Here is a 14,442-nt window from a genome sequence, read left to right on the forward strand (position 1 = left end):
CGGGCCAAGTTTTCTTTAATGCGCGACTGTCCACGGCCCCGAATCCCGGGGCTTTTTTACAGGCGAGTCAGGCCTGGCGCCGTATCCGGCGGATCAGCCAGATAGAGCCGCTGAACTCGAGTCCGCCAGGGCACTTGATGGTGCGCGGCGGACTGATTTGGTGCGGGTCAATGGATTAGCGGGTCACAGGCTGTATTCCTTGTTCTTGTTCAATTGAAATCACTGTTTTAAATGTTGGTTAGTTATGCTCGGAAGTGCGCTTTTGGTGCAATAACAAAAAGCTTTAAGTTATTGTTCGACAATCCTGTTGCCAGTCATTGATTGATCGTTTGTGCAATAACTTCATGCGGTGTATTTAAAAAATAAATAGTGTATTGCCGCTGGCGCAGCCAATGGCGCCAGACGCAGTGCAGGACTGTCGGGTTCAGGTAATAAGATAAAGGTATTGATTACCGGGACTGTGGCGGTGAACTCGGCGTTGCGCCAATTGATGCCCACAGGCAGTAGTGATGCGGCAGAACGATTGAAGATTCACGCAGTGACCTCCTTGTTGCCAGCTCGGATACGCGAACTTTTGGTTCGGTATCGCACCTTACAAGAACGCGGATAGCGTTCGATGATTGCTCTTGGTGCGGGATGGGCACCGCCAGCGCTGTTTTGCGAGGTTTGAATTCGCAAGTCGCGAGTGCATGGAAAAAATGTGCCAAAGCCGATACACCCGCTATAAATAGGGCTACACCAGACCTGTCGAGATCGAGGAGGGGACATGTATCAACTTTACGGACATCTCAATTCAGGTGCTGCCGCGATCGAAGCGGCGCTGGAGTTGTGCCAGATCGCCTACCGCTTCATCGATAGCCAGGCCTCGAGCGAAGCCGCCGAGGCACTGGCGCAGCTCAATCCACTGAAGCAGGTGCCGACCCTGCAATTGCCCGATGGCAGTGCGATCACCGAGAGTGTGGCGATTCTGATTCACCTGGGCCTGAGCTTTCCCGAGTCCGGCCTGTTGCCGGCCAAGGCGGGGGATCGCGATCAGGCGATTCGCGGCATGGTCTACATCGCCAGCAATTGCTACGCGGCCATCGGCGTCATCGACTACCCCGAGCGCTGGCTGGTGATGCCCGACGAGGCCTCACGGCAAAACCTGATGGCCGGCGCCCGCGAGCGTTTGCACTGGAGTTGGGAGGTGTTCGCCGACCAGTTTTCCGCCGAGCTGTATCTGGATGACGAAAAGCCGGGAGCACTGGACGTGCTGGCGGCCGTGGTGACGCGCTGGGCGGGGAGTCGCGAGCATCTGCGCCAGGCCCGTCCAGGGTTTTATGCGTGGTTGCAGCGCATTGACCGGCATCCGGTGCTGGCGCCGGTATTTGCCCGGCATTGGCCTTCCTGAACACCCCATAAACCAATGTGGGAGCGGGCTTGCTCGCGAAGGCGGTGGATCAGTCGAAACCTCTCTAACTGACCCACCGCCTTCGCGAGCAAGCCCGCTCCCACAGGGGATTTGCGGTGCTCGCGCGAAAGGTGATCACTCCCCGCGAATGTACTGCTCCAGCTGTTTGATCAGCTCTGCCTGTTCGGCAATCGCCTCTTTTACCAGGTCGCCGATCGACAACAGACCGATCAGCTTGCCGTTCTCCACCACCGGCAAGTGGCGCAGGCGTTTGTCGGACATGATGCTCAGGCAGGTGTCGACGGTCTGGTGGGTGTCCACGGTGATCACCGGCGAAACCATGATGTCGCGCACCGGTGTGCCCACCGAGGAACGCCCGTGCAGCACCAGTTTGCGTGCGTAGTCACGCTCACTGATGATGCCCAGCACTTCGTCGTTCTCCACCACCAGCAAGGCCCCGACGTTTTTCTCGGCCATCTTCATCAGCGCTTCGAGCACCATGTGACCGGGTTTGATCTGGTGTACTTCCTGATTTTTCTGATCTTTGAGCTTGAGCAGTTGGGCGACGGTCTTCATGGCGGTTACTCAGGTGTTGTCGTTGTTCTTCAAGCATCGTAGACGCTGGCGCGCAGAGCAAGGTGGCAAAGCGGCAGATAGCACGCAAAAAACGTCATTTGCCGGTTTTTCCGGCTTACCTTCAACCCTGTGGCGAGGGAGCTTGCTCCCGCTGGACTGCGTAGCAGGCCCAAACCCTGAGAATTCGGTTTGCCTGATGCACCGCATTGCCAAGTTTTACGAATGCTGCGCAGCCGAGCGGGAGCAAGCTCCCTCACCACAGGGAATGGGGTTATCGCTTGAAGGGCAGCGTAGAATGCCCCTCTGATTCAATTCCTGAGGTTGCAGTGGTGGATTTACAGCAGGGCTTCGTCCTGACCCGGCATTGGCGCGATACCCCGGCCGGCACCGAAGTCGAGTTCTGGCTGGCGACCGACGCCGGGCCGCGCCGTGTGCGCCTGGCGCCGCAGACCTCGGTGGCGTTTATCCCCGCCGTACAACGCGAAGCAGCCGAACGCCTGCTGCACGACGAAAAGAACGTCGAACTGCGCCCGCTGGCCCTGGAGGATTTCGAGCATCGCCCGGTGCTGGGCCTCTATTGTCAGCAACACGGCCAGTTGATGCGCCTGGAAACCGCGCTCAACCGCGCCGGTGTCGACGTTTATGAAGCCGACGTGCGCCCGCCGGAACGCTACCTGATGGAGCGCTTCATCACCGCGCCGGTGCTGTTCAGCGGCACTGCCGATGCCGACGGCGTCTTGCTCAATGCCCAACTGAAGCCCGATCCCAAATACCGGCCCAAACTGCGCCTGGTCTCGCTGGACATCGAAACCACCGAAACCGGCGAGCTGTATTCCATTGCTTTGGAAGGCTGCGGCCAGTGTCAGGTGTACATGCTCGGCGCGCCGAACGGTGACGCGAGCATCGTCGACTTCGATCTCGAATACTGCGACTCGCGCACCGTGATCCTGAAGAAACTCAACGACTGGTTCGCCCGCCACGATCCCGACGCAATCATCGGCTGGAACGTCGTGCAGTTCGACCTGCGCATCCTCCACGAACATGCGCGGCGCCTCGGCGTGCCGCTGAAAATCGGTCGCGGCGGCGAAGAGATGCAGTGGCGCGAACACGGTAGCCGCACGCACTACTTTGCCTCGGCGGCGGGGCGGCTGATCATCGACGGCATTGAATCGCTGCGCTCGGCGACCTGGAGTTTTCCCTCGTTCAGCCTGGAAAACGTCGCGCAGACCCTGCTCGGCGAGGGCAAGGCGATCGACAACCCGTACCAGCGCATGGACGAGATCAACCGTATGTTCGCCGAGGACAAACCGGCGCTGGCCAAGTACAACCTCAAGGACTGCGAACTGGTCACGCGGATCTTCGCCAAGACCGAGTTGCTGACGTTTCTCCTCGAACGCGCCAGCGTTACCGGGCTGCCGGCGGATCGCAGCGGTGGCTCGGTGGCGGCGTTCACTCACCTGTATATGCCGCTGATGCACCGCCAGGGTTTCGTCGCGCCGAATCTGGGCACCAATCCGCTGCAAGCCAGCCCGGGCGGCTTCGTCATGGATTCGCAACCGGGCCTCTACGAGTCGGTGCTGGTGCTCGATTACAAGAGCCTGTATCCGTCGATCATCCGCACTTTTCTGATCGACCCGGTGGGCCTGATCGAAGGCCTGCAACACCCGGACGATGCCGACTCGGTGCCGGGTTTTCGCGGTGCGCGTTTCTCGCGCACCCGGCATTGCCTGCCGTCGATTGTCGCGCGCGTCGCCGAAGGTCGCGAGACCGCCAAACGCGAGCACAACGCGCCACTGTCGCAGGCGCTGAAAATCATCATGAACGCCTTCTACGGCGTGCTCGGTTCCAGCGGTTGCCGGTTTTTCGATACGCGTCTGGCATCGTCGATCACCCTGCGCGGCCACGAGATCATGCTGCGCACCCGTCAGCTCATCGAAGCGCAGGGCCACGCGGTGATCTACGGCGACACCGACTCGACCTTCGTCTGGCTGCGCCGTCCGCACGGGCAGGAGGAAGCGGCGCAGATTGGTCAGGCGCTGGTCAAGCACGTCAACGACTGGTGGCGCGAGCATGTGCGCGAGGAGTACGGCCTGCAAAGTGCCCTCGAATTGCAGTATGAAACTCACTACAAGCGCTTTCTGATGCCGACCATTCGCGGCGCCGAGGAGGGCAGCAAAAAGCGCTATGCCGGACTGGTGACCCGCGCCGACGGCAGCGAAGAAATGGTCTACAAGGGCCTGGAAACCGTGCGCACCGACTGGTCACTGCTGGCCCGGCAGTTCCAGCAGGAGTTGTACGAGCGAATCTTCCAGCGCAAGCCGTATCAGGATTACGTGCGCGATTACGTGCGCAAGACCCTGGCCGGCGAGTTCGATGAGCGACTGGTCTACCGCAAGCGCCTGCGCCGCACCCTCGACGACTACGAACGCAACGTGCCGCCGCATGTGCGCGCGGCGCGGCTGGCCGACGATTACAACGCACAGCACGGGCGCCCGCGGCAGTATCAGAACGGTGGCTGGATCAGTTACGTGATCACCCTGGCCGGGCCGGAACCGCTGGAAGTGCGCCGCGCCGCCATCGACTACGACCACTACATCACCCGCCAACTGCAGCCGGTGGCGGATGCGATTCTGCCGTTCGTCGACGACGATTTCTCAACCCTGATCGGGGGGCAGCTGGGCCTGTTTTGAGTCCAGCAGTTGCAGGGTCCATTCGTCGAGGATGCCGTGGAAGTAACGCTCGAGTGCCTGATTGAACAGACTGTCCTCGGCGCCAAACTGGGCAAACAGCGTCATCGAGGAGTGAAACTTCAGGTCATCGGGGTGGCCGAAAATCTCGGCAATCGAACGCTGACGGATGTTCAGCACCAACTGCGTGCAGGTGCGCAGTCGAGCGCCGAGCAGGTCATGGTTCAGGTAAGCCTCGGCTTCCTCGGCAGACTGAATGGCGAAGCGCCGGGACATTTCGCTGCCGCCCAGCCCGGCGAACTGCGGGAACACAAACCACATCCAGTGGCTGCGCTTGCGCCCCTCGTCGAGTTCACGCTGGATCCGTTCGAATACCGGGTCCTGGGCCTGGACGAAACGTTGAAGATTGAACGGGTCGCACTGATCAGTGCTTCTCATGACGAAGCCCTCGCCAGCCGGCAGCGACTCAGACCATAGCCAGCCGCTGCTTGCGTTGTGGCGCTTTGAATACCTGGTCCAGCGCCGCCAGATCCCCGGCATCCAGTTGCAACTGCGCCGCTTGTGCATTGAGTTGCACGTGTTCCGGTCGCACAGCCTTGGGAATCGCAATCACACCATCCTGACGCAGAATCCACGCCAGTGAAACCTGTGCCGGGGTCACGTTGTGACGAGTGGCAATCTTGTTCAGCACCGGTTCAGCCAGCATCGCGCCACCCTGGCCAATCGGGCAGTACGCCATCAACGGCATGCGCTGCTGTTGGCACCATGGCAACAGATCGAATTCGACGCCGCGCTCTTCCAGGTTGTACAGCACCTGATTGGTGGCGCACGCCGGGTTGGCCAGTTCTTCGAGGTCGTCGATGTCAAAATTCGACACGCCCCAGCGGCCGATCTTGCCGTCCTCGCGCAGGCGTTCGAACGCTTCGACGGTTTCATCCAGCGGATACTGGCCGCGCCAATGCAGCAGATAGAGGTCGATGTAATCGGTGTCGAGCCGGCGCAAGCTGCGCTCGCAGGCTTGGGGGATGCCTTTGCGGCTGGCGTTGTGCGGGTAGACCTTGCTCACCAGAAACACCTGGTCGCGCAGACCGGCAATGGCTTCGCCGACCACGCTTTCGGCACCGCCCTCGGCGTACATTTCCGCCGTGTCGATGAGGGTCATGCCCAGTTCGATGCCTTGGCGCAGCGCGGACACTTCACGCGGGTGCGCCGAGCGATCTTCGCCCATGCGCCAGGTGCCCTGGCCAATCACTGGAACCTGCACGCCTGCCAGTTCGAGGGTACGCATTCAAACCTCCTGTGCTGATGGTCATACCTTAGTGGGCAGCAGGATAGCGCAGGGGTTCCAATGGAGGGCGATGAACCTGTGGCGAGGGAGCTTGCTCCCGCTGGACTGCGCAGCAGGCCGCTGCTTTCCAACTTAATGAAAAGCGAGGGCCGCTTCGCGCCCCAGCGGGAGCAAGCTCCCTCGCCACAGGAGATGAGTGAGGTCAGTTATTTTGTGGTGAATTTCAAGACGACGCTTTGTGTATAAGCCTGTCCCGGATCGAGCCGCGTACTTGGGAAGTCCGGCTGATTCGGCGAGTCCGGATAGTGCTGAGTCTCCAGGGTAAACGCGCCCCAGTGCGGATAGACCTTGCCACCCTTGCCCTTGACCGTGCCGTCGAGGAAGTTGCTGGTGTAAAACTGCACCCCCGGCTCGCTGGTGAACAGCTGCAAATGCCGCCCGGACTGCGGATCGCTGACCTCGGCGGCGACTTTGCTCACATCACCCTTGGTATCCAGCACCCAGTTGAAATCGAAGCCGCCCTGTTTCGGCTCGGCGAATTTCAGCTGCGGATGATCGGCTTTGATGTGCGTGCCGATCGCGGTGGGCTTGGTGAAGTCCATTGGCGTGCCGGCCACGGGTGCCAGTTCGCCGGTCGGGATCAGCTTGGCCGTGACCGGGGTATAGCGGTTGGCGTGCAGGGTCGCGACTTGTTTCAACACGTCGCCATTGCCGGCACCGGCGAGGTTGAAGTAGCTGTGGTTGGTCAGGTTGAGCACCGTCGGTTGATCGGTGCTGGCCTTGTAGTCGATGCGCAGTTCGTTGCTGTCGGTCAGGCGATAGGTCACTTGCGTGGTGAGGTTGCCTGGGAAGCCCATTTCGCCATCCGCCGAAAGGTAGGTCAGGGTCACGCCGACGGAATCCTTGTCTGTGACGGGCTCGGCTTTCCAGACCTTTTTGTCAAAGCCCACAGTGCCGCCATGCAAGGCGTTGGACTTGTCGTTCTGCGGCACCTGATACCGCTTGCCGTCGAGTTCGAAGGCGCCTTCGGCCAGTCGATTGCCGAAACGGCCGATAGTCGCGCCGAAATAGGCGGTGCCTTTCTGGTAGCCCTGGACATCGTCGAAGCCCAGCACCACATCGGCGGCTTTGCCGTGTTTGTCCGGTACCAGCAGCGATTGCAGGGTGGCGCCGTAGGTGATGACGGTCGCCTGCATGCCGTGGCTGTTACGCAGGATGTATTGCTCGACGGGCGTGCCGTCATTGGTTTTGCCGAAGGCTTTGTGTTCGGCGGTCAGGCCGGCCGCGTTGGCGGAGAGGGTGGCGATCATCAGGGACAGTCCGAGGCCGGAGAGCAGGTGACGTGATTGAAGCATGGTTGACCTTCCTTTTTGTTGTTGTTTTCAAAACAGGGTAATAGTCATGCTAATTGTGAGTTGAGTCAGAATTTATAGCCGGTTAAAGGTTTAGTGCAAATATAAAGTCATACTAAATGGTTGCCGAAGGTCGGGAAATCGTGCCAGCGCTGCACTTTTCCGGATTCGGCGGCTCTATCCATGGCCAGGATGCGGCGACGCCCGCCGCGCAGGAATGTGCCTGTTCGAGAATTCATGCCGAGAGTTTTTCCCCCGATCGCCCGATTCGTTCGCCGCCCGTGCCTGTTGCTGGCCTTTCTGTCGTCGCTGTTTGTCAGCGGTTGCACGCATCAGGACGGCAATGGCTTTTTCGCTCAGATGCGCGACGGTCAACCGCAGGAATTCCTGCAAACCAGCGTCGACCGCATGGCCACGTTGGCGATGCGCGACAACCTCAACAGTCTGTATCGCCTGATGGGCAAGCTGTATTTGCGCAACCCGGAAGAACTGCGCAAGTCGGGCTTCCTCGACATCAACACGGCGGTGAAACAGGTGCGCTTGGCCGTCGAGCAGCAGCAACCGTTACCGGTGTTGGGCGGGCGCAAAGATCTGGCGGCGCTCAGCTATGCGATGAGTCCGGAGTTTCTCGGGGATCGGGTCGGCGCCTTCATCTATGCCATCGGCAGCATGCTGGTCACCGCCCATGGCAATCGCGTCGAGTTTTACATGACCGATGCGATCAACCCGACCTTCGTCCACAACGCCGCGCGCAACATCGAGAAAGCCACGTGGATTCTGTCCCAGCGCCAGAACAAGGAAGGCCAGCCTTTGTTGTTCTCCAACGAAATCTCGGAGGAGGGCAGCAACCTGAGTTTCGCTACCGAATTCGGCAAGATCGTCGCGCGCCTCGACTTGCTGACGCAGATGCTTGATGAGCGCTACCGGCGCATCGGCCTGAACTATGCGCAGAGCCTGCTGTTCCTGAATTTCCTGCCGGTGCAGTAAGTGCGAAGATCCAATGTGGGAGCGAGCCCGCTCGCGAAAGCGATCTGCCAGGCGCTGAATCTCTGATAGATCCACCGCATTCGCGAGCAGGCTCGCTCCCACATTGATCAAATTGTGCGTGGAATTTTTGTATACAATCCATCGCTACTATTGATCCAAATGGAGCTGCACCTGTCATGACCGACTCCGCAAGCACCGAATTCACCCGCCTCGACCACGCCACCCGTGCAGAAAAACTGCCCTATGCCGCGTTGCTGGCGTTCGCCATGACCGGCTTCATCGCCATCCTCACCGAGACCTTGCCCGCCGGGCTGCTGCCGCAAATTGGCGCCGGGCTTGGGGTCAGCGAAGTGCTCGCCGGGCAACTGGTGACGCTGTATGCGCTGGGCTCGATCGTCGCGGCGATTCCACTGACCGTCGCCACCCGGGGCAGGCCACGGCGGCGGGTGCTGCTGATGACGGTCGGCGGTTTCCTGGTGTTCAACACCATCACCACGTTCTCCAGCCATTACGGTCTGACCCTCGCTTCGCGGTTTCTGGCCGGGATGGCAGCCGGCCTGTCATGGGGGATCATGGCCGGTTACGCCCGCGGGATCGTGCCGGCGCATCAGCAGGGGCGGGCGTTGGCGATCGCCATGCTCGGCACCCCAGTGGCACTGTCGCTGGGCACACCGGCGGGGACTTGGCTGGGCAACCTGATCGGTTGGCGCGCTTCGTTCGGGATCATGTCGGCGCTGGCATTGGTGTTGGCGGCGTGGATCGTGCTGGCGGTGCCCGATCGTCCGGGCCAGACCAGCGCCGAACGCCTGCCGCTGCTGCAATCGCTGCGTCTGCCGGGCGTACGGCCGGTGCTGTTCGTGGTGCTGACCTGGATGCTCGGGCACAACATTCTCTACACCTACATTGCGCCGTTCCTGATGCAGGCCGGGCTGGCCGAGCGGGTCGATCTGGTGCTGCTGGTGTTTGGTCTGTGTTCGCTGGTCGGTATCTGGATCATCGGCCTGCTGGTGGATCGCTGGTTGCGCTGGCTGACCCTGATCAGCCTCGCGGTGTTTGCCGTGACCGCCCTGGTGCTGGCGCTGATGTCACCGTCGCCGTGGCTGATCTACACCTGCATGGCCGTGTGGGGCTTGTCGTTTGGTGGCTCGGCGACGTTGCTGCTGACGGCTGCAGCGGATTCGGCTGGCGAGCATGTGGACGTGGTGCAGGCGATGCTCACCACCTCCTGGAACGTGGCGATTGCCGGCGGCGGTCTGTTTGGCGGGCTGCTGCTGGATCGGGCGGGGGCGATGTCGTTTCCGTGGGCGCTGTTGATCCTGTCGCTGATTGCGCTGGCGACGGTGTGGATCAACCGTCATCACAGTTTCAAACCGGGCCGGCGCGTGCATTGATCTACCTGGCACCCTATAACCCCTGTGGGAGCGGGCTTGCTCGCGAAGAGGGCGTGTCAGTCGATATCTACGTGAATGACACACTGCCTTCGCGAGCAAGCCCGCTCCCACTCAGATAAAGGCGGTGTAGCTGGAAGGCATAACGATAGACCGCATTGATATATGTGGTTATATGAAAAATCGCTATGCTGCGGGCCAGATTTTTCCTGTCGTTTTTTCTGGACGTCTTAATGGAATTGGCAAATTTCGGCCTGGTGATTGCCGGGCTGGTGGTGGGTTTTATTGTCGGCATGACCGGTGTCGGCGGTGGTTCCTTGATGACGCCGATCCTGCTGTGGTTCGGCATCAACCCGGCAACAGCGGTGGGCACTGATCTGCTGTATGCAGCCATTACCAAATCCAGTGGCGTGCTGGTGCACAAGAAGAACGACAACATCGACTGGGCCATCACCGGTTGGCTGACCCTCGGCAGCGTGCCAGCGGTGGCAATGACCTTGTGGTTTCTCAGCAGTCTGCACACCGCGCCCGAGGCGATGAACGCGATCATCAAACAAGCCTTGGGTTGGGTGCTGTTCGCCACGGCGCTGGCGATTCTGTTCAAGAAGCGCCTCCTCGAATTCGCCCACAAACGCGCTGGCGGCAACTACAACCCGAGCGGCGCGCGCCTGAATGTGATGACGGTGATCACCGGCCTGATCCTCGGCACCATGGTCGCCCTGACTTCAATCGGCGCCGGCGCCTTGGGCACGGTCGCGCTGTTCATCCTCTACCCGCTGTTGCCGACCCGGCGTCTGGTCGGCACCGAAATCGCCCACGCCGTACCGCTGACCCTGGTTGCGGGGCTGGGGCATGCGAGCATGGGCAACATGGATTGGGGCGTGCTGGGCTTCCTGCTGATGGGTTCGCTGCCGGGCATCTGGCTCGGCAGCCACCTGACCGGGCGCATTTCCGATGAATTGCTGCGCCCGTGCCTGGCGACCATGCTGCTGTTGATCGGCTACAAACTGGCATTCTGATGTAGGAGCTGCCGCAGGCTGCGATCTTTTGACCTTCAAAATCAAAAGATCGCAGCCTGCGGCAGCTCCTACACTGGGGTATGAATGATGTTGAATTTCATGACGGTCACCGGCAGGTCTTCGTAAACCAGATCCTCGACCACCTCCCATCCCAGCTGCGCATACAGCGATTGCGCGGCGTCGGTGTACAGATACAACTCCGTTACTCCCAGCGCCGCGGCTTCATCGACGATCCTGTTGACCAGTTGCGAAGCAATCCCGCGTCCACGCTCTTCGGCTTTCACATAGACGCCCGCCAGCCATGGCGTCAGTTGGGGACGGATCTTCATGTCACTGTCGATCAACAGCGCGCCACCGAGCAATCTGCCGTCTTCAATGGCCACCACCACGCTGGGAATTGCACCTTTGCCGCAGGCGGCGCGCATCCGTTCGGTGCGGGCTGCAAGGGTGTCGCCGGGACGGAACTCGCCCCATTCCTTGAAATTGAGTTCGGCCAGTTCCTCAATCAAATGCGGTGATCGCACAGGTAGTCGATGTGCATGGGGTGAACTCCATTTCGTGGGCAGAACGGCCACCCTAATGCGCTCACAAAAGGTAATCAAATCCGCGTCACGATTACGCCGATGCGGTTGCGCAATGACGGGGCTGACCTAAGCTTCTGACAAGGCGAAACATATTTGCCGGGCACGACCCCGGAACAATCGCCACGATGCGCAATCATTAGAGCGTGGATATCAAAAGGAGATGCGCATGCTCATCAGGTCACTGACCCTGACACTCTTGCTGGCGATTGCCGGCCCCTTGTTCGCCGCTGACAACGACTCGCCCATAGCCGGGGATATGGGACGGGCCCGACCGTTGATCGTGATCGCAAAAAGCACCGCCGACCCGGTGTGGGTGGGGCTGAAAAAGTCGCTGGAAGATCCAGCCAACAAGAAAGGTGTGACTGACCGCAGCATCAAGGTCTACACCATCCTCAATATGGCCGGTCAGCTCGATGGCAAAGACCTCGGCCAGCAAGACACCATGGCTTTGCTGCGTTCGCTGAAACTCGGTGCTGGCGCGTACCCGAAAGTGTTCCTGATCGGCAAGGACGGCGAAATCAAACTTTCGGCCTCGGGCGATGAAGCGAAGTCGGTGGACCTGAAGAAAATCTTCGACACGGTTGATGCGCTGCCGGCCAGCGAGAAAGACATCACCGTACCAACGGTCGCCGAAACCAAGGCCACTGCCGCCGAACCGGCAGCCAAGAAAGGCGAGAAGGGCGCCAAGCCAACCAAACCCGCGAAACCGAGCAAGCCGCCGGAAATGCCGGATGATTGACGGCATGGCCTGAATCAAAAAAATGGGCGACCTCTATACGTCGCCCATTTTTTATTGCCCGCCAAAAAAGATCGCAGCCTGCGGCAGCTCCTACACCGGTCCCATGTAGGAGCTGCCGCAGGCTGCGATCTTTTGATTTTCAGTCAGCTATAGCGCTGAGGATGTGGTGGGCAATCTTCACCCGCTCCGGGATCGGGAAATTCTTGTTGGCCATGATGACGATGCCAATGTCCTTGCTCGGCACAAACGCCACGTAACTGCCAAAACCACCCGTAGACCCGGTTTTGTTCAGCAGCACATTATCCGCCTGCGGTTGCGGCGGGTTGAGCCACTGAACCTTGTGCGGCTGCATGGCCATTTCCGTGGAGTTGCCGGCCAGCAAACGCTCGAGGCTGATCGGATAGCGATACATTTCCCAACCCAGACCCTGGGTCATGTCGCCGACGCTGTAGTAACCGGTGTGGGTGTTGGCAATGGCTTGTTGCAGCGGGGCTTCAAGGCTTGCCGGTTTCAGGTTGGACTGCACGAAACGCAGCATATCGGCGGCGCTGGTTTTCACGCCATAGGCCTGCGAATCCATCGCGCCCGGGGTGACGCGCACCGCTTGGTTGTTCTTGTCGTAGCCCTGCGCATACAGGCTCATCTGCGCTTTCGGCACCTGCAGGTAGGTGTGTTGCAGGCCGAGTTTCGGCAGCAGGGTTTCGCTCATCACCTGATCATATGGCTGACCGAGGGTCTTGGCGGCCAGATAACCGAACAGGCCCAGGCTCGGGTTGGAATACAGGCGCTGGCTACCGGCCGGGAAGCTCGGTTTCCACTGTTGGTAGTAGCCGAGCATTTTGTCCGCCGAATCCCACTCGTCAGGGAATTGCAGCGGCAGGCCGCCGGCGCTGTAGGTGCCCAGTTGCAGCACGCTGATGCCATCGAAGGCGCTGCCCTTGAGTTCTGGCCAGATCTGGCTGGCCTTGGTCGACAGGTCCAGTTTGCCCGTCGCCTGCGCGTAGCCGGCCAGGGTCGCGGCGAAGGTTTTGCTCACCGAGCCGATTTCGAACAGGGTGTTTTCGCTGACTTTCTGCCCGGTATCCTTGGCGGCGACGCCGTAATTAAAGTAATGCGGCTGGCCGTTGACGGTGATGGCCACGGCGAGGCCAGGGATGTTCTGCTGCTGCATCACCGGGGTAACGGCTTTTTGTACCAGGGCTTGCAGTTGCTCGTCGCTGGGCGTGGCAGCCATGCACGCTGCGGCGCCGAAAAACAGGCCGAATGCGCTGTAGGAAATGACTTTGCTCGGATTGATGAATGACATAAATGAACCACTCTCCATGAGTGTTGAGGGTGTTATCCCGCTAGACTGCGGGCAATTGTAATGTTGGGCAGCTGATCAGCGCCGACAATTTAGGCAGTCTGGCACTCGTCGACAAACGATGATATTTCGCATGAGCCATTAGAAAAATTTGGGACTGGGCATGATTCGACCTCAACTGCCGCTCAATGCACTGCGCGCGTTCGAAGCCTCGGCGCGGCATTTGAGCTTTACCCGCGCCGCCGTGGAACTGTGCGTGACCCAAGCGGCGGTGAGCCATCAGGTCAAAAGCCTTGAAGCGCAGCTCAATGTCACCCTGTTCAAACGCCTGCCCCGTGGGCTGATGCTGACCAGTGAAGGGGAAACCCTGCTGCCGGTGTTGACCACGTCGTTCGATCATATCGCGCAGATGCTCGAGCGGCTGGCCGGCGGTCAGTATCGGGAAATGTTGACCGTGGGCGCCGTAGGAACCTTTGCGGTCGGTTGGCTGCTGCCGCGACTGGCAGACTTCCAGGCGAAACATCCGCTCATAGATTTGCGGCTGTCGACCAACAACAATCGTGTCGACGTCGCCGCCGAAGGTCTGGATTACGCGATTCGTTTTGGCGCCGGAGCGTGGCATGGCATCGAGGCAACGCGTCTGCTCGACGCTCCACTATCGGTACTGTGCGTACCGGAAATTGCCCGGCAGCTGCACACCCCGGGCGATCTGCTGCAACAACGCTTGCTGCGTTCCTATCGCACCGATGAGTGGCCGGAGTGGTTTCACGCCGCCGGCCTGGCCACCCACGCGGCACCGCCGCAGAGCATTGTGTTCGATTCGTCGCTGGCGATGATGGAAGCGGCGCTGCAGGGCAGCGGGGTGGCCTTGGCGCCGCCGCTGATGTTCGCCCGGCAACTGGCGGCGGACGTGATTCGCCAGCCGTTTGCGATTGAAATCACCACCGGCAGTTATTGGCTGACGCGCCTGCAGTCGCGGCCGGAGACGGCAGCGATGACGGCGTTCAAAAACTGGCTGCTACAAATCTCTGCCTGATACAAATCCCCCCCCTGTGGGAGCGGGCTTGCTCGCGAAGGCTGCGTGTCAGTCAATATTTGAGTTGAATGACACACCGCTTTCGCGAGCAAG

13 protein-coding genes are annotated in these 14,442 nt (G+C 60.3%); 7 read left to right on the forward strand and 6 right to left on the reverse strand.

Annotated elements, in window-relative coordinates:
- Positions 1-766 precede the first annotated feature (766 nt).
- A complete protein-coding gene (locus ACVHNU_RS06540; RefSeq protein WP_473019256.1) occupies positions 767-1,390 on the forward strand; it encodes a glutathione S-transferase N-terminal domain-containing protein in 624 nt (207 codons plus the stop codon).
- A gap of 135 nt (positions 1,391-1,525) precedes the next feature.
- Here ACVHNU_RS06540 and ACVHNU_RS06545 read toward each other — a convergent pair whose 3' ends face one another.
- The gene (locus tag ACVHNU_RS06545; RefSeq protein WP_045122370.1) at positions 1,526-1,966 is read right to left on the reverse strand and encodes a CBS domain-containing protein; all 441 of its coding nucleotides are present in this window, start codon (positions 1,964-1,966) and stop codon (positions 1,526-1,528) included.
- Between the two features lie 329 nt (positions 1,967-2,295).
- Between ACVHNU_RS06545 and ACVHNU_RS06550 the strand changes: the two genes are divergently transcribed.
- Positions 2,296-4,656, forward strand: coding sequence for a DNA polymerase II (locus ACVHNU_RS06550; RefSeq protein ID WP_473019258.1), 2,361 nt, complete (start codon positions 2,296-2,298; stop codon positions 4,654-4,656).
- On the opposite strand, the gene ACVHNU_RS06555 is transcribed toward ACVHNU_RS06550, so the two are convergent.
- From ACVHNU_RS06555 to ACVHNU_RS06565, 3 genes are all read right to left on the reverse strand, one after another.
- On the reverse strand, positions 4,621-5,091 hold the full coding sequence (locus ACVHNU_RS06555; RefSeq protein WP_103484131.1) for a DUF1810 domain-containing protein: 471 nt from the start codon (positions 5,089-5,091) through the stop codon (positions 4,621-4,623). The genes ACVHNU_RS06550 and ACVHNU_RS06555 overlap by 36 nt on opposite strands.
- A 28-nt stretch (positions 5,092-5,119) precedes the next feature.
- On the reverse strand, positions 5,120-5,941 hold the full coding sequence (locus ACVHNU_RS06560; protein ID WP_473019259.1) for an aldo/keto reductase: 822 nt from the start codon (positions 5,939-5,941) through the stop codon (positions 5,120-5,122).
- A gap of 206 nt (positions 5,942-6,147) precedes the next feature.
- The gene (locus tag ACVHNU_RS06565; RefSeq protein ID WP_473019260.1) at positions 6,148-7,296 is read right to left on the reverse strand and encodes an aldose epimerase family protein; all 1,149 of its coding nucleotides are present in this window, start codon (positions 7,294-7,296) and stop codon (positions 6,148-6,150) included.
- 234 nt (positions 7,297-7,530) lie between these two features.
- Here ACVHNU_RS06565 and ACVHNU_RS06570 point away from each other — a divergent pair, with 234 nt between their 5' ends.
- The 3 genes from ACVHNU_RS06570 to ACVHNU_RS06580 all read left to right on the forward strand — a co-directional run bounded on the left by ACVHNU_RS06570 (position 7,531) and on the right by ACVHNU_RS06580 (position 10,687).
- A complete protein-coding gene (locus ACVHNU_RS06570; RefSeq protein ID WP_400506009.1) occupies positions 7,531-8,280 on the forward strand; it encodes a hypothetical protein in 750 nt (249 codons plus the stop codon).
- 176 nt (positions 8,281-8,456) lie between these two features.
- The gene (locus ACVHNU_RS06575; RefSeq protein ID WP_473019261.1) at positions 8,457-9,671 is read left to right on the forward strand and encodes an MFS transporter; all 1,215 of its coding nucleotides are present in this window, start codon (positions 8,457-8,459) and stop codon (positions 9,669-9,671) included.
- 230 nt (positions 9,672-9,901) lie between these two features.
- Complete coding sequence (locus ACVHNU_RS06580) at positions 9,902-10,687, forward strand: sulfite exporter TauE/SafE family protein (RefSeq protein ID WP_045122371.1); 786 nt, start codon at positions 9,902-9,904, stop codon at positions 10,685-10,687.
- A gap of 68 nt (positions 10,688-10,755) precedes the next feature.
- On the opposite strand, the gene ACVHNU_RS06585 is transcribed toward ACVHNU_RS06580, so the two are convergent.
- Positions 10,756-11,196: a GNAT family N-acetyltransferase gene (locus tag ACVHNU_RS06585; protein WP_473019262.1), complete on the reverse strand. Its 441-nt coding sequence runs from the start codon at positions 11,194-11,196 to the stop codon at positions 10,756-10,758.
- Positions 11,197-11,437: 241 nt separating this feature from the next.
- Between ACVHNU_RS06585 and ACVHNU_RS06590 the strand changes: the two genes are divergently transcribed.
- Positions 11,438-12,010 carry a DUF4174 domain-containing protein gene (locus ACVHNU_RS06590; RefSeq protein ID WP_473019263.1) on the forward strand — a complete coding sequence of 191 codons (573 nt, stop codon included), beginning with the start codon at positions 11,438-11,440 and terminating at the stop codon, positions 12,008-12,010.
- Between the two features lie 139 nt (positions 12,011-12,149).
- Here ACVHNU_RS06590 and ampC read toward each other — a convergent pair whose 3' ends face one another.
- Positions 12,150-13,316, reverse strand: a complete 1,167-nt coding sequence (ampC, locus tag ACVHNU_RS06595; RefSeq protein ID WP_473019264.1) for a class C beta-lactamase — start codon at positions 13,314-13,316, stop codon at positions 12,150-12,152.
- A 160-nt stretch (positions 13,317-13,476) separates the two neighbouring features.
- Between ampC and ACVHNU_RS06600 the strand changes: the two genes are divergently transcribed.
- A complete protein-coding gene (locus tag ACVHNU_RS06600) occupies positions 13,477-14,349 on the forward strand; it encodes a LysR family transcriptional regulator (RefSeq protein WP_045122372.1) in 873 nt (290 codons plus the stop codon).
- The last annotated feature ends 93 nt before the right edge of the window (positions 14,350-14,442 follow it).

Source organism: Pseudomonas sp. Ors-4-3C (assembly GCF_055755035.1).